This window comes from Heliobacterium chlorum (assembly GCF_014502795.1).
GTDB lineage: Bacteria > Bacillota > Desulfitobacteriia > Heliobacteriales > Heliobacteriaceae > Heliobacterium > Heliobacterium chlorum.
This window is the reverse complement of record NZ_JACVHF010000027.1, coordinates 17,154-36,803: the sequence shown is the minus strand read 5'-3', so window position 1 is coordinate 36,803 and position 19,650 is coordinate 17,154. Positions and strand designations below refer to the sequence as shown.

The following is a 19,650-nucleotide window of genomic DNA, read 5'->3' as shown; positions in this document are numbered from 1 at the left end:
TAAAATAATCTTGCCTATTTGCCACTTTTCTTTAGTTTAATTTGTTAGAGGCGCATAGTAGGGGTGTCGAATGTGCGCTTAAGTATTAAAAGGTGATTAATTTGAAAACATGTTTTGTTATTAGTCCTATCGGAGAAGAAGGCTCTAAGATTAGAAATAATGCCGATCAAGTTTTGAAACACATTATTAGACCAGTAATGGATCAACATGGATATAAAACAACAAGAGCCGACGAGGAAACAAATCCTGGTATTATTACTAAGTATATTTTAAAGCAAGTTATAGAATCTGATCTGGTTATAGCAGATTTATCTGGACATAATCCAAATGTTTTTTACGAATTAGGAGTACGTCATGTTTTTGGCAAACCGACAATTCAGCTTATCGAGAAAAATCAAAAAATTCCCTTTGATGTCTCATTTATGGGGACTATTACGTATAACCTTTCAGTACTCGATGAGGTAGTTCAATCAAAAACTAAACTCTCTGCTACAATTGAATCAATGTCTGAACAAATAGATAATCCCGTAACGGAAATAATGCATACTTTAAGAAAAAGCTCTGTTTCATTTGCAGACTTTTCGGAGCTTTTTAATGAGATAAGTAGTATTTCTAATTCAATAATAAATATCAACAAGAAATTTGATAATATTACACCGGAACTAAGTAAATCAGTTAGTGAAAATACCAAAATAGGGCTAGATAACCTTAAGAAAGACCTTTTTACTTGGCTCATCGACAATTCTGATAAATTACCATTTAACGTGACTATCGAACACAAACAAATTAAAAGGAAACGATAATAAGTATGTTGTTACCAACCACCAGATCGCCGGAAACGCTGTATACAAGGGTTCCGTTACTTATGGTGTTTGTTACGATGTGGAAACATATGGAATAATACTTCTTTTACCGCCTGTAGCAACAATTGCTTGACTCGGCTATGTGAATACCAGCAGATACGGTCAGGGATCCATCCCCGCGCATCTGTATGGCTTCAAGAGGTACTTCACGTGAACGGCTATGTGGCTTACAACTGGATAGGCGACGTGATGTTGGTGAGTTGCTTGGTTCACACCTGGCGCATGTTCGATGAGGCGCTGAAGCATTGCCAAACGAGAAGCACGGAAAATATAGTATATTATGAGCTATAGCTCAAACACCGTAACGATGTAGGGCTAATTTACGCTTACATTGAACTCAATTGATCATGCATGTGAAATCCAATCAATTTACAATTAACTCACAAGTAATTTATCCGTTCGGATAATTAGGCATCTCCCGATAATTCACACCTTTTTTCTTCAAGTGGTTGAATTACCTTTGAATCCAATGACATCATTAACTGAGGTAAATCTTCATAATAACAAACGTCTAACATCCAGTTTTTTCTTAATAGTACTTCAAACATACTCCAAGGTGTATACCCTTCCTGTAGTAATGGCTTTACGGGTATATTAAGATTCGACGACGCTAAAGATTGTAACTCTTGGATTACAGACGATGGTTCTGTAATGTCAGCAATTATGAATCTAGATAAATGAGCTAATGTCATTACAGTTTCTAATAAGTCACGATTATGAGGTTTTTCAAAATCAAATATTACCGGAATATAGTCGTGTTCCTTAAGCTTAGAACGTATGGCATCTAAAATTTTTTTCCTTTCCGGAGTAAATCTCCCGAGTATGAGTACTACCTTATCGGTAATAGTATCAATTGCATGCCTAACCTGTTTGTTATGTAATAAAGCATATATGAACGGTGCTATCTCAATGTTATCTACTGTAATTGCAGGTTCTAGCTTTTTAGTTATTACTAAGCCAGATTGTATAGTTCCCTCCATATTTACTCCCCAAGGAGCTATACCAAACACGGTGCAGTCTAATATATTAGCATCCTTAAAATTAACATCAATTAATTGAGCATAGGATAAATCAGTTTTTTCGACCTCTGCACTTTCAAAGTTTGATTCTGATAGGTTAGAATTTGAAAAAGAAACATTTTTTAGCTTAGCTTTTTCCAAACACGACTGTCGCAAGTTCACATTTGACAAATCAGAAGAATAAATATTAGAAGCACTTAATGTGGCATTTTGTAAATTGGCGTCAATAAATATGGAACCTTTTATCTTAGCATTCAAAAGATTAACGCCTTGTAAATTAGCCCGAATAAATTGTGTATTGATTAACTTAGCGTTTTTCAAACTTACTTTCTGTAAAATTGAATTGTTTAAAACGGCATTATCTAATATAGCCCCTTCCATATTAGCTCCATTAACTTTTACTCCCTTAAGCGACGCTTTTTGAAGTTGTGCATATTTAAAATTTATGTTATCAAGATAAGCTTCGTCAAAATCTGCATTTTCTAATATAGCTTTTTCAAAAGTTGTATTAGAAATTCTTGTTTTTCTCAACTTCACATTAGTTAAATTTATTTGGCCAAAATTCAATTCCTTTATGTTTGTTTCTTCAAAATTTACGGATTGCAAAGAGGCCCAATTAATCGCAACATTTTTCAAAAAACTACCCCTAAAATCAGCACTAATTAAAATAGTAGACAAACATACTGTAGCACGCAGATTAGCTCCTCGTAAATCCGTATTTGAAAGATTAGAACCAGACAGATTAGTCTCATATAAATTAGCATTTGATAAATTTGCGTTTTTTAGATTTGCCCAACTAAGGTTAGTGCGAAATAAATCACTTCCTTGAAGATTTGTATTAGCAAAGTTTATGTTTCTTAAATTGTAAAATGACAATTCTGCTTTACTTAAGTCGGGAATAATGTTTTTTTGTCTATCCCTCCACTGATTCCAGGCTTCAACTCCTCTTCTTAATATTTCTAGATGCTCTTTGTTTGGCACATAAATCACTCCTAATAACTACGACACAAACAAAAACTATTATTTTACCAATAACAGTGTTTAGTATGTTTTAAATATAATTTCAATCTTTTGTACGAATTTTTCACTTAAATCAGAGGATGAAATTATACGTCTTATCCCCTTAAAAACTGATTCTTTTTGTCGTTCACTGGGGCTTGGGTTACGCGACAATCCCGTAGAATATGCTATACCTGCATTGTCATAATCTTCAAGAATAAGAAAAAGGTCTCCCATTGTAAAATCTAACCAAAACGAAACATTGTGATGTGTTATTAATTCTTTACAAACCTCAAGAACACTATTAGCTATTAACTTTGCCTCTTCAATTTTACCTGCAATCAAATTTAATGATGCCGCGTTTACACCACAGTAATAATTAAAGGGATCATTCTTGTACGATACTTCATAAGCTTTAATCGCCTTTTCTAATTCGTCTTTTTTTCCGGTTGAATAATATAATTCTCTATGTACCCTTCCCTCAAGTCCAGCAAATTCAGGTAAACTTCTAGCTTCCTCAAATTCACTATATATCGAATTCAAACTACTAATCGCCATATTCAACTCTTTTAACTCAATTTGTATTAATACCATTCTATGAAGCAAACTAAGATCATCTGGTAAATAAGTTAGTGCTTTTGAAACTTCACTTAGTGCCAGATCGTATTTTCTATCTTCTAGAAAAATTTGACTCAATAATTCATGTATTTGAACATCTACTTCCTTATCTGCACCAAAAGAAGTATACATAGATTTAGTAAGTGTGGGTAACTCAGAAATTCTTCCAGCTCGAATATATGTCTCAATCCTACGCATCCAAACCGACACCGCTGCGGGACTTGCATTTCTAGCTGGTCTGTGAAGTCGTACGGAACTAAGATATGTATCGATAATTGGGCTCCAATATTGTGTTTTAGGGGTTAAATTTGCTTCAGTCAGTAATCTTTCACAAATTTCAACCACCTTATTTCTATCTTCACCGCAGTAAGCCTGGTAGGAAGATAATGGCCCTTCAAAGTCAGATAGTGACATTGAATAAACGACTGGAATAATGCCTCTTTCTTTGTTAGTGCCACTTGCTACACCACATTCCCAAATTATCCATGGTCGCTCTATGCTTTTCGGACTAATTACAGCGATTACAAAGTCAGCGGATGATAATTTATTATATATATTATCACGCCATTCAGCCCCAATCTTCATCCCACCAGTAGGTTTAGTATCACTAGACAACCATACTTCAATGGCACCCTGTGATATATGATCTAATAGCGTCTGCCAGGCTAAAGCAATATCTTTTTCATCATGAGAATGACTTATAAATACTTTTAGCTTCATCATTTTTATACCTCCAACTAAGTAAACTAATAATAAAACAGAGTCTAAGCTAATCAGTAATTTTGTCTTTAAATACAAGTATAATTACTATTTAATTAATAAACATAAATTACGTACTCTTATTGCGATTCTTAATGTCTTTAAACTTTTAACTTGTTATCGACCACTGGGTATATAATCGATTAATCGATTATATTTTTCAATACCCTGTCAATGAAATGTACTTGAGGTTGCAGAGAAACTGTCGCTCCGGATATAATGCCTCTCATGACGGAAGCCATATAGGAAAGTTCATCGTATTCTTAAAAGTAGCTGCTGTCACCGTTTGTTCTATACACCTCCTTTTCCGCCCCAGTTGTAGCTAAATATTGATGACTTCTAACATCATTTTCATGTAAGCCTTATTTAAATTGCTGGTACTTTCATATCCAGTGCTCGCTTGCACATGATTTACGACGAAACATATTATCCAAGAGGAAATTTCGGTTTTCTTGCAGGCTTCCGGCGAGTTGGACTGACTCCGTTTAATAACACTTCTTTAGCCTGTTGTTCATCAAGACCGGTCAACTTTATGTAAATAATTTGCGCTAGTAATCCCTCGAGGTTACATTCCCTTACGAGAACCGGTAGTAGGGTTCCGTGGACACCTCTAGGATCTCGGTTAAAGGCAGCGGCCCATTCCGCAGGTGTGTAATCCGACTTCAGGTAGTCTGGCGAAAGGACAGTAATAGTGCGGTTGGCTAGTTTGGCAGCCTCGTCCATCATGACAATAAAGTTTATTCCCACGGTGAAATCCCATGCTTGGATAACTACCGAGTAGCCGGCTTCTTCTAATATCCATGCGATCCATTCGGCGATTTTATGGTCTGTTTTGTTATAGCTGATGAAAAAGTCCTTGATGTCCTTCGTAAGCTCCCCCCTTTCATATAACATTTTTTAAATAATTCATAACGTTCTTAATATAGGGGGGTGGTCTTCGGGAAGAACTTTTTCTAACGTCGTCAACGATTGTTTATAACATGCCTTCGCCCCGTCCAATTCCCCCAGGATCTTTAGCACCAAGCTCAGGTTTGTTATATCCCTGGCTACGTTAGGATGGCCCGGCCCATAGACAGTTTCATCGATCTTCAACGCGCGTTCCAGACATGCCTTCGCCCCGGCCAAGTCACCCAGAGCTTTTAGCACCAAACAGGTTGTTCACGTCAATGGCTACTTCTGGATGGTCCGGGCCATAGACAGTTTCATCGATCCACGAAAATCTGCACTACGCTGATAATAGTTCCCGACATCGTCCATTAGTTCTATTCGCTCTTCCAGAAACCGATTCATCTCTTGTGAATGTTTAATAACAGCCAGCGCCTGTGGTAAAAGCCAGCTCCAGTCTCTCCACCGCCGGACAACATCTCGATCAGGCACCATCTTTCTGATGGTGTTCATCGCCGATTTTAGCCATAACTCCTTCACTTCTTTTGGCGACTTTTCCCGAGTACAGCCTGAACTAGACGGTGAACCGAAAAGTTTTTTTCCTTTCGTTCTACCATGGAGTACTGCAGTAGTGGCCAAACCGCATCATTCCATTTCAAATTATTGGCCACTGCCTTGGTAAGCGCTTCCGAGACGTTCTCATACGATCCTGCCCGTATCAGTTGTTCCGGAATACTATCGGGGGAGAAAAAAGATAGCAAATTTAGTAGATCTGCCGCCGGGGTTTCGCATATTTGCTCGTAAGCGATATACCAGGTGGTTGCGACAACCTTATGATAAAATGCTGGGGTTTCCTGTTCCAACATTTCTCTACAGTGGCTCTTCCATAGTTCATGATATTCATTCAACGAAATTTTCATTTTATTAGCATAGGCTGCTGCTTGCTCCAATGACAACGGTAAGTCACCAAGTTCATGAGCCAATTGGTCCTGATTAGCATCGTCGATTTGACCAGTTCGTTTCCTTAGGAATGCTATCGACTCTTTCCTTTCCCAAGTCTGAATGGGCAAAGTATGGGCTAATCCTCCCCAATTTGGATTTCGTGAAGTAATTAGGATATGACCACCACCCCCACGTGGTAGGTATAGGTCTTCGATTGTTTCATTCTCCTGTGCGTTATCGAAGATTAGGAGCCACCTTTCATTTTGTTCAAGATAACTTCGTGCGGCCTCAACCGCTAATGGCGTGTCCAATGCTTCATCAGGTGCTTGTTTGATCAACTTCAGTTGAAGAGCCAATTTGGCATAATCTTCAGCCAACAAAGCAGATTGTTCTGCTCTTAGCCACCAGATAATGTCATAGTCTCCGGCATATCGATAGGCGTACTCCAGTGCCATTTGTGTCTTGCCTATACCGCCCAAGCCGGTAATTGCTTGGGTGAGGGCAAACGGTTCACCTGATGCTAACGCTTTATGAATTGTGTTGAGGCACGTATTACGTCCGGTAAAGTTAATGTTGCGTGCGTGGGGAATGTTATGGATGTCTGGCAGACTACCGGGGAATCGAGGTTTTTGGTGGATAGGGGAGGAACCTGGAAACAAGGGTTTTTGCTCCGGTTTCGTTCGCCCAGTTTGGATGTCCCCGAGCAATTTATTCTTAGCATGTGTCTCTTTTAGACCCACCAAATCGATGTACGCACGTGACGCAAATATTCCTTGTAGTTCGCATGGCTGGACGCGAATCAGCAATAGTGTGCCCTTCACCCCGTCTGGATCCAGGGCAAACACGGCCGTACATTCAGCTTTCGTGTAAGGTGAGGTCAGAAAATCTGGTGATAGAACCGCAATGGTGGCGAGATGTCTTTAGTGCTTCATCCATCATCGTGATAAAGTTTTTACCTGCGTTAAAGTCCCACGCCTCGATAATGACGCTGTACCCGGCATCTTCCAGAACCCAAGCGATTCACTCCGCCCATGTCTTGTCAGCCTTGTTATAGCTAATGAAAAAATCATTTAGCTCACTGTCTGGCATAGAAACACCTCTGACGTAAAGATTCGACAATCTACTGGGCGTTCCTTCCAAGGATATTTTTAAAATACTCATTTGATTCAATCTACTTTTATAAACAGTGAAAGAAACAGAATGGCTATTGTGTTTTTTTCGCTAGCTGAAACGTTTTTTTATTTTTAGTAAAGAACGTCCTTTAAGCACTTTCACGAACGTAACCCCAGCCTTCGTTCATGATTTTCGTGCGCATTTGCGGCCAAAAATAGAGCATCTCATCGCGCATGATCGATAAGATATCTCGCTGCCAATCTTCCAGAAAAGGACTATGGTTCATCAAAAACAGCATGATATCCTTTTGCGGCCGTTCTGGTAATCTCCGATTCTGCTCTTTCGTCTTATCGTCACCCGTACTTATTTGGGACGCTTTTGACGGCGTCTCTCGTTCCGAGAGAAGATTCGTTTCCAGAGAAAACAAATCTTCGTAAGCGCTGTCGGGATGTACTTTCGGTTTTGGTGGAAGAGCGTCTTTCACAGTCCCGTAATGAGGATCGATGTGTTCTTGAATGGCCATCACTGCATCAAGGAAGCTCTCTACCTTATCGAGTCCGTGGAGAATTTCGTATTCTCGAATACGATCAGCCGAGGAGGCCATCGACTCAACCATAAATCTGGATGTCCCCGAAAAGGCGGCATTGTTTTTAAAGAAATCACAATGGGCCAGCACATGTGCGGCCACTAACTCATTTTGTATGGGAGTATTCCCCTCCAGTAAAAAGGCGTAGCAAGGAGAAGAGTTGATCACGAGTTCATAGATTCTGGACAGATTGTAGTCGTAGGACATTTTTAAACGGTGAAAGCTCTTGCCAAAAGACCAGTGGCTGAACCTTGTTGGCATCCCGTAAGCACCGAAGGTATACAATACGTCTGCTGGTACAACTTCAAAGCGCATATCATAGAAATCTAAACCAAACCCCTTGGCAACATCCATGATCATCGGTAGGGACTTTTCCAACCGCTCCAAATCCTGTGTAGATTGAGATTTTTCCATTTTGAGACCTCCTTCTTCCCTATCATGTCTTTTATATGTCTATGCACAGGGGAGGCCTGCTTGCTTCAAAAGAAAAGTTAACGGGCATGAGTCACTCAGCCGTTATAATAACAGTTATTTAACAATAAAAAGCCGGCCTGTTCACTGCTTGAACAAACCGGCTTTTTCCTTATTTCTAAAACGTTATATCTCTCCGACACTCCTGTTGGTCGAACTGAGCTAATGAAGGGGCCGATCAGGGCTCCCGACTTCTCCGTAATATCGAATCCCTCGAGAGATGGTTTCATCGATCAGTTGCCGCAGACTAAACCGGCTGTCCTGAGCGGGGAAACGTTCAATCGCCTCATCTAGTTAATCCCGGCAGGTTTCTTGAAAAAAACCGATCATATCGCTCGGGGTGATCTGGTCGACAGAACAAACAAAAGGATGGTGCCGCAAATAGTAGATCCGCGTCCAACCAGCCAGGTATTCGGCTAGGTTCCCACTGTTGACGAACGGAAGCACTCTTTGAAATAAGGGATGACTCTGTACCTCCCTTGGAACCTCTGGGTGGATAAAGGGTTCAGCCTTCATTCGGGCCACCTCTTTTATGAAAATTGGCCTTACCTTTTGCCGATGAAACGGTGCAAAGCCCTTGTCACTGTAGCTATCCCCGGCAAAGGAAAGACTATTCCCATCCAGAAGAACCCCTAACCCCTTACTGCCATTCAACTCGGTTACGACCGTTCCGCTTCGCCTGGTAAAGGGCTTTATCGGCCCGGTCGATGAGACTTTGTACAGTTTCATTATGCTTGCGACATTCGGTGATGCCAAAACTCGCTGTCACATCGATCGTCAGGTCTTCAGAAATCACATAAGGTTCAGCGCTCACGATCTCCCGGATCTTCTCGGCAAGCACAAAAGCCCCTTTCAGATCTGTCTCGGCTGCGATAATGGCGAACTCTTCACCACCAAAACGGCAAACCGTATCGGTGGCTCTCACCCTTTGGTTTAACCGCCCGGCTAGGTTAATCAAAATCTTGTCCCCGACCAGGTGCCCATATGTATCGTTGATGTGTTTAAAATGGTCGATGTCGATCATCATTAAGGCAAGCATGCTGCCAAAACGGTCAACTCGAGCCAATTCTTCCGTTAATTTTTGATCAAAGTAACGACGGTTATACAATCCCGTGAGAGTATCCCGTACGGAACCGGCCCGCAAAATCCCCTCGCGACGCTTTAAACTATCAATCGAAATCTTATGCCGGAGGGCGACTTCAATGCGAAGCAACAATTCTTCATAATCAATCGGTTTCGTAATATAATCGGAACCGCCTGCTTTTAGACTTTCGAAGCGGTCGCTTTTATTTTCACTGGAAGAAGCAAAAATAATCGGCACATCACTTGTGTCAGCATTTTCCTTGAGGCGGCGGGCCAGATCCCATCCATTTAACCGGGGTAACACGATATCGGCGATAATCACATCGGGTTGAAAACTTTGGATTACCGTGAGAGCTGTTTCACCGTCCCGGGCGTTTTCCACCTGAAAACCGCTGCGACACAGTTCATCCATTAAAATTTTAGTCTCCAACGCCGAATCATTTACGATGAGTACTCTTGCCATCCCCGGTCACCTCCCTCAATGCCATATTTTTTACTTCAAACATATTAACCCCTAATCCAATATACCAGATTCAACCAAATCGAATCCAGTATTTTATTCTTGCTTTTTGTCGAAATTCCTTTTTTCTGAAAATAATAAATACTGTAAAGGAATAAAGGTATGGCAAAATGGATAGGTCGGGGCATACGTACCGAACTTTATCCAGATCAAATTAAACCTCATGTTATAAGTTATGCATTTTAAAATGGAAAGAGATCTGCATGATTTGCAGATCCCCTTTCCGCCGGCCAGGCAGGCCGGGCTACAATAAGGAGCAGCCATTTCGATCCGCCGTCCCTTTTCGCCTCTCCCACCTGCATCGGAGAGAGGTTGCAGCCGTTATGGCCGTTCCTCTTGATTACATCTTACGCCGTACTTCTGATTTTGTCAATCCTTTTTGTTCGCATTTTCCCATACAGTTACTGCCATCTGAAAGACGAGCGGGTGATTGTAATCTTCGATACGGCCTTCTCGAGCGAACTCTGCCAGCTTTTTCGTCCAGGGAAGACATCCCACCACTTCACAGTCTTCCGCTAACAGATCTTCTCGATCACTGAGGCGAATCAGGGAACTGCAAGAGGGACACTCGGTCTCTCCCCCGTTTTCAACGACACCCAAGATGGGGACAGCTCGTCTCGCCAAAATAGACATGACATTGCGAATCGCCAGGCGGTCTAATTCTCGTTGGGACGTCACCATGACGACACCTACCACCGGCAATTCGTTGAATAGAAAACGATGAATATCATTAAAACCGGCTGGCATATCGATAAGCAAGACATCCAAGGGAGCCCACTGCCCATGAGATATGATGGCCTGAATGACTTTATCCGGTCCCTCCACAGAAAAGTCAATAAGCTTCTCTGGTAATAGTCCCGCTGAAACGATTTGGAGTCCATCTCGGCTCAAAGAGGGATGTAGCTTACCTCCTCTCTGCTCCATCCGCTGGTTTACTCCAAACATCACTGGAATCACCGGTCCAACCGGATCGGCATCCAAAAGACCCGTTAGGAGTCCCGCTTTCGTCAAACCAGCCCCTAAGAGCGCTGTGATAGTTGACGTGCCAACGCCACCTTTGCCGCTCATCACGGCGATGATCTTCGGTGGGTGGTTCAATCTGTCTCACTCCCAGTAAACGATATGCTTTATTTTATCAAATCAAGTGAGCTGATCCAATCGGTCATGGGAAAGCGAAAACCCTCTGCCGAACGTTAAGTTCATTCCGACAGAGGGCAAAGGGATCATTCCTAATCATGATGGCTAACCTCTTTATCCCATTGCCATACGCTGTTCTACCAAACGACCCAAACGGGACATGGCAAAATTGATGATAAAGTAGATGCAAGCGACCAACAGGAGAGTCTGAATCGGGTTGTTGTACTCAATAAAGGTCAGTGACGCCTGCCCAGTCAATTCCTGCAGCCCGATAATCGTTGCATAGGAGGTGTCTTTCGTCAAGGTGATGAACTGGCTCAAGAGTGGGGGAATCATCTTTCGCAGTGCCTGCGGCATGATGATGAAAACCATCGTCTGCAGGTACGTAAACCCTTGAGAGCGAGCCGCTTCCCACTGACCCTTGGGGATCGATTGGATCCCGCCACGGATGATTTCCGCCACTAAAGCCGATGTAAAGATGGTGAAAGCGACGACAGCCGCCCAGAACTTGGAGAGGTTGACCCCGATGACCGGGAGCGCAAAATAAGTAAAAAAGATCAGCAAAATCAACGGGAGATTGCGCAAAGACTCAATATAGAAAAAAGCCGGATAGCGCAGGAACCGGAATTGAGAAATGCGCAAGGCACAGATCACCATGCCGAAGAAGAGACTCAGTGCGATACTGACAAGGGCCAGTTCTATCGTCCACTGCAGCCCCTGCATCAGGAACTTGAGATTCTTCGGCTCGAATAAGATCATCCATTTAGACGCTTCCATAGGTCCCCTCCTCTCTTAGGAACTTCGCTGCAACCGCCGTTCCAATAGGTTAGCAAAGGTACTGAGCGGTACAGTAATCGTCAGATACAGCAAAGCGGCGAAAATAAACACCTCAAAGACGATGAACGTATCCGAGGAAATTAAATACGTTTGATACATCAAGTCGGTCACAGCGATCGTGCTTAAAATGGCTGAGTTCTTGACCATATTCACCATCTGGTTGGTCAAGGGCGGAAGAATAATTTTCACGGCTTGCGGCAAAATGACATAGCCCATCGCCTGCAGATAGTTCATCCCCGATGACCGAGCTGCCTCCATCTGTCCTTTGGGTACCGCTTGGATGCCCGCCCGGAACACTTCTCCCATATAGGCGCCAGTGTATACGGCCAGACCTAACGTTCCACAGGCTAAGCCGGAGATGTTCAAGCCCATAGCCGGGGAACCGTAATAAAAGAAGAAAACTTGAATAATCAATGGCGTGTTTTGAAAGAACTCTACATAGGCTGCCCCAAAGCCATTGAGCACCTTCGAGGAAGTAACTCGAAAAATAGCGATCACGACGCCGATCGCCAGGGACAACAGCAGTGCATACAAGGAAACTTCCAAGGTAATCCCCAAACCGGATAGATACTTTCCCGAATAGCTCAGCACATCATGCCAGTTTCCCATGCCAGACCTCCTTTCTATAAAAAAGGGGAGTGAAGCCTTCTCCACTCCCCGGCAGACTCATTTGTTCCCTACTTGGGCGGATCTTGCTTGAACCATTTCTTATAGAGCTCAGCATACTTCCCGTTGGCCTTTAGTTCCTTGATAAAGTCGTTGACATATTGAACCCACTCGGGATGACCTTTTTGCATACCGAACCCATAGGGTTCTTCCGTAAACAACCCGCCGACCAACTCATAGTTGGTATCTTCTTGGAGAAAACCAAGCAAAATGGAGTTATCTGTCGTCATGGCATCAGCCCGGCCTTGCTTGACCGCCAAAAAAGCTTCCGTATATGTGGGGAATTCCAGCACTTCTGCACCTGGCGCTTTTTCCCGTATATTCTTCGCACTCGTCGATCCTTGTGCCGTAGATACCTTTTTCCCTTTTAGATCATTTATGCTTTTAACCGGGCTGCCTTTTTTCACCAGCAGAGACTGACCGGCGAGGAAGTAGACATCGGAAAAATCAACCTGCTTTTTCCGCTCGTCGGTGATCGTCGTGGTGCCGGCAACAATGTCGATTTGGCCGTTTTGCAACATAGGAATGCGGGTTTTCGACTCGACTTTTTCCAGTTTCACCTTGCTGGCATCGCCGAAGATCTTTTTCGCTAATTCCTTCATGACGTCCACTTCAAAGCCTTCCGCTTCTTGAGCACCGGGCTTCAGTTGCCCGAAAAGGGGTACGTCGTTCTTGACACCCGCGATGAGGTATCCCCGGTTTTTAATGGTCTGCAGGTAGTCCCCCGACTGACCCGATGAGGTTGGGGCGCTCGATGATGATCCACACCCTGTTGCGATAGATCCCATGAGCACGATTGAGCAGACAAGAGCGACCCGCTTGGCCCATTTTTTGAACATGTACTCTCCTCCTTAAGAAAATATTTTTTATCACATTCAGCGGCCAAAAAAAAGCGCACTGAATACTACCGCTTTGAAGCCCTTCCTCCCGTAAGAATCTTGCTCAAAAAGAGCTTTGCCCGCTCTTCCCGCGGGTTCGTGAAGAAATGCTCCGGTGTTCCTTCTTCCACGATCATGCCGTTATCCATGAAGATGACCCGGTCCGCTACTTCCCGGGCAAAACCCATTTCATGAGTCACGACGACCATGGTCATCCCCTCTTTGGCCAGGGCCTTCATGACATCGAGTACCTCATTGATCATCTCCGGATCCAGGGCCGAAGTGGGCTCGTCAAAGAGCATGATCTTCGGCTTCATAGCTAGCCCCCGTGCGATAGCCACCCGCTGCTGTTGACCACCGGACAATTGCGACGGATAAGCTTGGGCCTTTTCCGGGATTCCCACCTTTTCTAAAAAGAAGGTAGCTGTCTTCTCGGCTTCTTCTTTGGCGATTTTCCGGACCTTAATGGGAGCCAAGGTGATGTTCTCTAGCACCGTCTTATGGGGATAGAGGTTAAAATGCTGGAAAACCATCCCGATTTCCTGTCGCAACAGATTTATGTTCGTCTTTGGATCGTCAAGCCGGAAGCCATCGACTGTGAGTTGACCTTCACTGATGGCTTCCAACCGGTTGATACAGCGCAACAGGGTACTCTTTCCCGAGCCACTGGGGCCGATGACAACGACGACTTCCCCTTCGCGGATTTGAAGATTGATATCGCGGAGAACGTGCAACTTACCGAACCACTTGTTCACTTTGTCGAAACGAATCAGCGTCATCGCCCCCTGGATTAGAAATATTTATCGCATAATGCTCTAATTATAACATTATCTTTTAGATTTTGCCGTATAAAACTTGCTCGATAAAGATGTCAGTTTTTTCCTTTAAATGCACCAGGTAGGGGCTGACAAGCTTTTCACCGTGAACCGTGTCGGTGACCAATACGGTCGGTTGTAGAGGAGACTCTTGATAAAACTGGACCACATAACCTTCATCCCCCGTAGACAATCGTACACGGGTGTTTAACATGAGGTCGCGCAGACGATTCATGAAGGTATAGACGATATGTTTATCAAGGTGATCGGTGGAATCTTTGTTCAAAATATCGACGGCGTGGATATGATCCATCCGGGACCGGTAAGCGCGGTTGGTCGTTAAAGCTGAATAGACATCCGCTACGGCGACAATGCGAGCAAAAAGGTGGATTTCCGCGTACTTCAACTTATTGGGATAGCCCCGACCATTACACCATTCCTGATGCTGTAGAATACAGCACTTCTGTTCCTCAGGTAGGGGGATTCCACTATCTTGAAATATTTTCAGCCCTGCTTCTGGGTGGGACTTGATGATTTTAAACTCTTCATCCGTGAGTTTGCCTTTCTTGTTCAAAATAGCATCGGGGATATTTATTTTTCCGATGTCATGAAGGATAGCTCCTGCAGCAAGACTCTGTATTTCGTCACCAGAAAGTCCGAGGTTCATTCCAATCATCGTGCTTAACAAGCATACATCGACAGAATGGTGCAAGGTATAATCGTCTGATTCCCACAAACGAGACAGGCGAAGTCCGAGTTTCTCATCCTTGGCGATCGCCGAGACCATATTCGACGCCGTATTCCGAATCGCTTCTTCGTTAAAACCGTGACCCTCACGCATATCTATAAAGACGTCCCGAACGGTTTCAATCGATTGTTCAAACAATACCTGCTCCTGTTTTACCCGTTTCAATGCCTCGAATTGATCGGTTAAAGACTCAACGGCCTTGGGCTTCTGCCCTGTCAAAATGCCGATCTCTTCCCACTTGAGGATTTGCTTATATATGGCATCTGTTAGAAAGGTGCCTTTTGGGATCAACAGGCGCCCATCGACGGTAAAAACATCTTTAGCTAATTCTTCCCCGACGTTATATTGTTCCGATACTTTTCGGACATACATGTCCTTCCACCGTCCCCTATTCCATTTTCCTGCTAGAATCGTTCGACAAAAGCAATAGTTTTCCTTTTTAACATAAAAGAAAGCTGGCGCGAAAATACCGCAGTTAATACCCCCCTCGCTTTCTCAAACGCATGGAATCGTAAGAATTGACGGTTTTACAAAAGCGGCTTCGACCTGTATGATTTATAGTATGAGAAAATAATCATAAAATTCGTAAAAACAGTTCTCTGCTATGGGTCATCTCCTCTGGAGAAAGGAAGAAAAGGATGAATATCGCCTTTTTCTTGATTCCGAAAAAAGAAGTAGTCCACCTACCCATCACATCGACGATGCGACAAGCGATTGAAAAGATGGAATATCATCGTTATACTGCCGTTCCCCTCATCGACCGTGAAGGCAAGTACGTAGGGACGTTGACCGAAGGAGACTTGCTCTGGAAATTAAAAAATACGCCTGGTCTCACTTTTGAAAACATGCACCGCCTGTCACTGACGGAAGTTCCTCGGAGGATGAACAACAAGCCTGTTCATATCTATGCACAGATGGAAGAGTTGGTTTCTTTGGCTGTTGAGCAGAACTTTGTTCCTGTAATGGATGATCGCGAGGTCTTTATCGGGATCGTCCGGCGTAGAGAAATTATGGAGTATTGTGCGGGAATGTTGGAGACTCGAAAGTTCAGTAAGACTGTTTGTTCTTCATAAAGGACCGAAAGGGTCCTTTTTCTTTTTCCCGGCACAAGGATAAGGGACGTGTTTTGTATAATATCTGACTACTTGATTCGTATAAAAACCGAATAACAAAGGGGGTTCCGAACTATTTTGAAAACGATGAAAGCGCAGCAACATCTCGTTGCCCTATCATTAATCCTCTTCATGGCCGTCACCATGTTTCTCGGCTGGTGGACTCCTCTTGAATCCATGACCTATGATATGTGGTTTCGCATTCGCGGCAGCCAAGTTCCTTCGAATGACATCGTCATCATCGGTATTGATGATGAGTCGTTAGCCAAAATTGGTCGATGGCCTTGGAATCGAACTGTTCATGCCAAACTGTTGGATGCTTTATCGGAAGCACGTGCCGTCGGTTTCGATTTCACCTTACCGGCCTCTTCCGACCCTACTGAAGACAACTCTTTTGCCGAGGCGATCAGTACACATGGTAAGGTTGTTTTAGCTGCAAACTACACCTTTGAAAAAGAAGGAAACGATACGTTCCAGGTGCTTCGCTTTCCCGCTTCGCCCTTGTTGAAAGCCGCGAAAGGATTGGGATTCGTCAACTTTCCGACCGAGTCAGATAACATCGTTCGACGGGTTCTGCCAGCAACCTATGAACGGGAGCGCCCATTTCCCTCCTTTTCCCTCGCCGTGGGTATGACCGCTCAAGGCATACCGATGCAACAACTGAAGATTTCCAACGGTCACATCCAAGCTGGAACGATGGACATTCCTTGGGTTAACCAGCGATCGCCATTGATTAACTTTTGGGGACCGGCAGAAACCATCCCTACATACCCTTACTACAAAGTGATCAACGGGATCATCCCCAAGGACACCTTCAAAGATAAAATTGTTTTTGTCGGCCCTACTTCCCCCTTGCTTTCCGATAAATTTCAAACCCCTTTTACGCGCAGTAACATGGTCCTGCAGTCATCCCACCCATCTTCCGGTGTCGAACTTCATGCCACAGCATTGGAATGCTATCTGAGCGGCAGGTATTATGCCCAAGCGCCGCTTTGGCTCAACCTCCTCGCCGTCATTCTTGTCGGTACAACTACTTACATCATCAGTATCAATCAAAAACGCTGGACCGGCTTGCTCAGTCTGAGCGGGGTAACCTTATTGTGGATTTTTTTAACTGGACTTTTACACGTCCATGCTCATCTCTGGATAAACCTTGTAACACCGCTGGCGACTGGATTTCTGACCTATCTAGCTGCTTCGGTTTTCAACTTTATTACGGAGGAACTGGAACGAAAAAAAGTCCAGCATCTCTTTGGGCGTTATGTTTCACCGACCGTTGTAGACCAACTCCTTTCCCGCCCCGAGATGGTGCATTTAGGCGGTCAGCGGGTAGATACAACGATCCTTTTTTCAGATATTCGTGGCTTTACTTCCTATAGCGAAGGCAGAACTCCTGAAGAGGTTGTCGGCAGGTTAAATGAGTATTTTAGTCGTATGACGCAAGTTATCTTCAAACATGGCGGGACGCTCGATAAGTTTATGGGCGACGGGATCATGGCTGTATTCGGTGCTCCCATTGCCGACCCTGACCATGCCCTACATGCCCTTGAAGCTGCCAAAGAAATGTGCAGCACCTTGGAAGAGATGAATCAGGGATGGCGTGAACGGGGAGAACCCTTATTTAACCTGGGCGTAGGTTTAAATAGCGGTCCCGTATTGGCTGGTAACATCGGCAGTGAAGAGCGGATGGAGTATACAGTCATCGGTGAAGATGTCAACTTATCGTCACGCTTGGAAAGCCTGAACAAGCAATATAAATCTCGGATCATCCTCAGTGAACGGACCCTTCAATATCTAACAGAAAGTGCCACGCGCACCGGTCAATTACCAGTGCGCGTGGACAAAGGCGACATGATAAACGTTCAACAGACATCAACACAGCAGGAACTTCTTCAATACTTCCAGCTTGAAGAGATGGGTGAGGTTTCTGTGCGAGGCATGGTTCAACCCGTTAAGATTTATACCTTACCCGCTTATAACGATAATTAGGGATGTACCTTCTCCCATACCTTTTGTTCCTGAAAAATCTGCAACAAGGCCCCATCTAATTTACCATCTTTGACCATAAAACCTAATATGCGCAGCGCTTCATCGACGGACATGGCTTTTTTATAAGGTCGATCCGACGCGGTTAAGGCGTCAAAGACATCGACCAATGCCAAAATCCGAGCCTCCACTGGAATAGAATTCCCAGCAAGCCCTAAGGGATATCCTTTTCCGTCTAAGTGTTCATGGTGCATCGACGCCCAGATCGGAACATCCTCCAACTTCCGAGGAAAAGGCAGCTTCTCGAGCATTCGTTTCGTAACTTGAACATGTTCCTCCATCTGTATCCGTTCCGAATTCGTTAAGGTACCCTTAATGACACATAACGCTTCTACCTCGGCAGCCGTTAACCAAGGCTGCCTTTTTCCTTCTCTGTCTATGTATTCAATACGCTGTATTTTCCGGAGTTCAGCGATCATTTCGTCAGTTATTCGATTCGAAGGGTTATCGGCGTAAAGAATTAACTGTTGGCTGCTTTCCCAAACACCCCAAGTCTCCCGCCACCATGCTTCAATGTCATCATCGTTTGCATCGCCTCTATCGATAGAAACCATTTTTTTCTCGAGATACTCTTGTTTGAGCAAGGCGGCAATATAGTCCATACGCAACAAAACTAGCTCACGTAGGTCACCGAGTCGAGTAGCCTTGTTCATTACCGATAAAGGAGTGGCAATTTTTCCAATATCATGGAGCCACGCGGACATCACCAGTTGTTCGAGCCGTTCCTCATTGAATGACACTTCCGCTAAGATTCCTCTGTCAGTCTTATTGATTGCATTTCCCAATTCTTCTGCCAGGAGTGCCACGCGACGGGTGTGATGGGCGTTATAAGGAGTCTGAGCATCAATCGCTGTGGCCATGACTTCAACAAACGAATGGAATAGCTGACGGATAGAATCCAAAAGTCCACGATTTGTCAACGAAATGGCAGCCTGAGAAGCTAGGCAGGAGACGACCTTTTCCAGCTCAGGTGCGAAAGGAATGATTTCTCCCTTTTCATCGGTAGCGTTGATCAATTGGAGGACCGCAATCACTTCGGATTCATGGTTTTTCAAGGGGACGACCAGCATGGATTTTGTCCGATACCCTGTCATGTTGTCATATCTTTTGGGCCCAGAGAAATCAAACTCTTTTGCCTCATAAACATCGGAGATATTGACACATTCCGCGTTCATTGCAGCATAGGCAGAGACATTTTCCAGTCTCATCGGCACCGGCGGGAAGTTTACCACCGGCTCTCCTTGCCCGCCGAGAAAGACTTTTAGCGTCTCATTTTGCACAATTTTAAAAGTAAGTTGGCTCTCCTCACAAAGATATAAGGTACCTGCGTCGGCCCCGGTTACCCTGCGAGCCTCTGTAACGATCATCTCGAGTACTCGGTCGTGTTCTTTTTCTGCAGAAAGAGCAATGCCGATATCTAATAATGTCCCGATTTCCGCCAGGGATCCCGAAATTTCTTTTCGCACCGTATGTTCACCATCCATTCCTATGAACATATTTATGTGTGTTGCAAGTATTTTATAAATTCTCGCTATTCCCTGCTTGACTGAACA

Annotated in this window: 19 protein-coding genes and 1 pseudogene; 3 read left to right on the top strand and 17 right to left on the bottom strand. The window is 44.0% G+C overall.

Annotated elements, in window-relative coordinates; all coding sequences use genetic code 11:
• The first annotated feature begins 101 nt into the window (after positions 1-101).
• Positions 102-803: a hypothetical protein gene (locus H1S01_RS17045; protein ID WP_188041602.1), complete on the top strand. Its 702-nt coding sequence runs from the start codon at positions 102-104 to the stop codon at positions 801-803.
• Between the two features lie 467 nt (positions 804-1,270).
• Here H1S01_RS17045 and H1S01_RS22370 read toward each other — a convergent pair whose 3' ends face one another.
• The 16 genes and pseudogenes from H1S01_RS22370 to H1S01_RS16965 all read right to left on the bottom strand — a co-directional run bounded on the left by H1S01_RS22370 (position 1,271) and on the right by H1S01_RS16965 (position 15,311).
• Positions 1,271-2,863: a pentapeptide repeat-containing protein gene (locus H1S01_RS22370; protein WP_188041600.1), complete on the bottom strand. Its 1,593-nt coding sequence runs from the start codon at positions 2,861-2,863 to the stop codon at positions 1,271-1,273.
• A gap of 60 nt (positions 2,864-2,923) precedes the next feature.
• Complete coding sequence (locus H1S01_RS17030; RefSeq protein WP_188041599.1) at positions 2,924-4,222, bottom strand: toll/interleukin-1 receptor domain-containing protein; 1,299 nt, start codon at positions 4,220-4,222, stop codon at positions 2,924-2,926.
• A gap of 462 nt (positions 4,223-4,684) precedes the next feature.
• Positions 4,685-5,152, bottom strand: a complete 468-nt coding sequence (locus H1S01_RS17025) for a toll/interleukin-1 receptor domain-containing protein (RefSeq protein ID WP_207732397.1) — start codon at positions 5,150-5,152, stop codon at positions 4,685-4,687.
• Positions 5,153-5,164: 12 nt separating this feature from the next.
• Positions 5,165-5,404, bottom strand: a complete 240-nt coding sequence (locus H1S01_RS22605) for a tetratricopeptide repeat protein (RefSeq protein WP_423751938.1) — start codon at positions 5,402-5,404, stop codon at positions 5,165-5,167.
• Positions 5,405-5,428: 24 nt separating this feature from the next.
• Entirely contained in the window at positions 5,429-5,683 is a 255-nt protein-coding gene (locus H1S01_RS17015; protein ID WP_188041597.1) for a hypothetical protein, read from the bottom strand.
• Positions 5,680-6,891, bottom strand: a complete 1,212-nt coding sequence (gene fxsT / locus H1S01_RS17010) for an FxSxx-COOH system tetratricopeptide repeat protein (RefSeq protein WP_188041596.1) — start codon at positions 6,889-6,891, stop codon at positions 5,680-5,682. Before fxsT ends, H1S01_RS17015 begins: the two co-directional genes overlap by 4 nt.
• Before the next feature lie 49 nt (positions 6,892-6,940).
• Positions 6,941-7,093 (bottom strand): toll/interleukin-1 receptor domain-containing protein, encoded by a 153-nt coding sequence (locus H1S01_RS22600; protein WP_423751937.1) that lies wholly within the window; start codon positions 7,091-7,093, stop codon positions 6,941-6,943.
• Positions 7,094-7,370: 277 nt separating this feature from the next.
• A pseudogene (locus H1S01_RS17005) lies at positions 7,371-8,144 on the bottom strand (SpoVR family protein); the annotation flags it as partial.
• A gap of 405 nt (positions 8,145-8,549) precedes the next feature.
• Positions 8,550-8,771 (bottom strand): hypothetical protein, encoded by a 222-nt coding sequence (locus H1S01_RS17000; protein ID WP_188041594.1) that lies wholly within the window; start codon positions 8,769-8,771, stop codon positions 8,550-8,552.
• A gap of 124 nt (positions 8,772-8,895) precedes the next feature.
• Positions 8,896-9,801: a diguanylate cyclase gene (locus tag H1S01_RS16995; protein WP_188041593.1), complete on the bottom strand. Its 906-nt coding sequence runs from the start codon at positions 9,799-9,801 to the stop codon at positions 8,896-8,898.
• Between the two features lie 426 nt (positions 9,802-10,227).
• On the bottom strand, positions 10,228-10,956 hold the full coding sequence (locus H1S01_RS16990) for a P-loop NTPase (RefSeq protein WP_188041592.1): 729 nt from the start codon (positions 10,954-10,956) through the stop codon (positions 10,228-10,230).
• Positions 10,957-11,109: 153 nt separating this feature from the next.
• Complete coding sequence (locus tag H1S01_RS16985; protein ID WP_188041591.1) at positions 11,110-11,772, bottom strand: amino acid ABC transporter permease; 663 nt, start codon at positions 11,770-11,772, stop codon at positions 11,110-11,112.
• Between the two features lie 15 nt (positions 11,773-11,787).
• Positions 11,788-12,441: an amino acid ABC transporter permease gene (locus H1S01_RS16980; protein WP_188041590.1), complete on the bottom strand. Its 654-nt coding sequence runs from the start codon at positions 12,439-12,441 to the stop codon at positions 11,788-11,790.
• Positions 12,442-12,509: 68 nt separating this feature from the next.
• Positions 12,510-13,337: an ABC transporter substrate-binding protein gene (locus H1S01_RS16975; RefSeq protein WP_188041589.1), complete on the bottom strand. Its 828-nt coding sequence runs from the start codon at positions 13,335-13,337 to the stop codon at positions 12,510-12,512.
• A gap of 65 nt (positions 13,338-13,402) precedes the next feature.
• Entirely contained in the window at positions 13,403-14,149 is a 747-nt protein-coding gene (locus H1S01_RS16970; protein ID WP_341479129.1) for an amino acid ABC transporter ATP-binding protein, read from the bottom strand.
• A 61-nt stretch (positions 14,150-14,210) separates the two neighbouring features.
• Positions 14,211-15,311: an HD-GYP domain-containing protein gene (locus H1S01_RS16965; RefSeq protein ID WP_188041587.1), complete on the bottom strand. Its 1,101-nt coding sequence runs from the start codon at positions 15,309-15,311 to the stop codon at positions 14,211-14,213.
• 266 nt (positions 15,312-15,577) lie between these two features.
• Between H1S01_RS16965 and H1S01_RS16960 the strand changes: the two genes are divergently transcribed.
• Together H1S01_RS16960 and H1S01_RS16955 are read left to right on the top strand one after the other, a co-directional pair.
• Complete coding sequence (locus tag H1S01_RS16960; RefSeq protein WP_188041586.1) at positions 15,578-16,012, top strand: CBS domain-containing protein; 435 nt, start codon at positions 15,578-15,580, stop codon at positions 16,010-16,012.
• Positions 16,013-16,138: 126 nt separating this feature from the next.
• The gene (locus H1S01_RS16955; RefSeq protein ID WP_243237405.1) at positions 16,139-18,040 is read left to right on the top strand and encodes a CHASE2 domain-containing protein; all 1,902 of its coding nucleotides are present in this window, start codon (positions 16,139-16,141) and stop codon (positions 18,038-18,040) included.
• Here H1S01_RS16955 and H1S01_RS16950 read toward each other — a convergent pair.
• The gene (locus tag H1S01_RS16950; protein ID WP_341479128.1) at positions 18,037-19,563 is read right to left on the bottom strand and encodes an HD domain-containing phosphohydrolase; all 1,527 of its coding nucleotides are present in this window, start codon (positions 19,561-19,563) and stop codon (positions 18,037-18,039) included. The genes H1S01_RS16955 and H1S01_RS16950 overlap by 4 nt on opposite strands.
• Positions 19,564-19,650 lie beyond the last annotated feature (87 nt).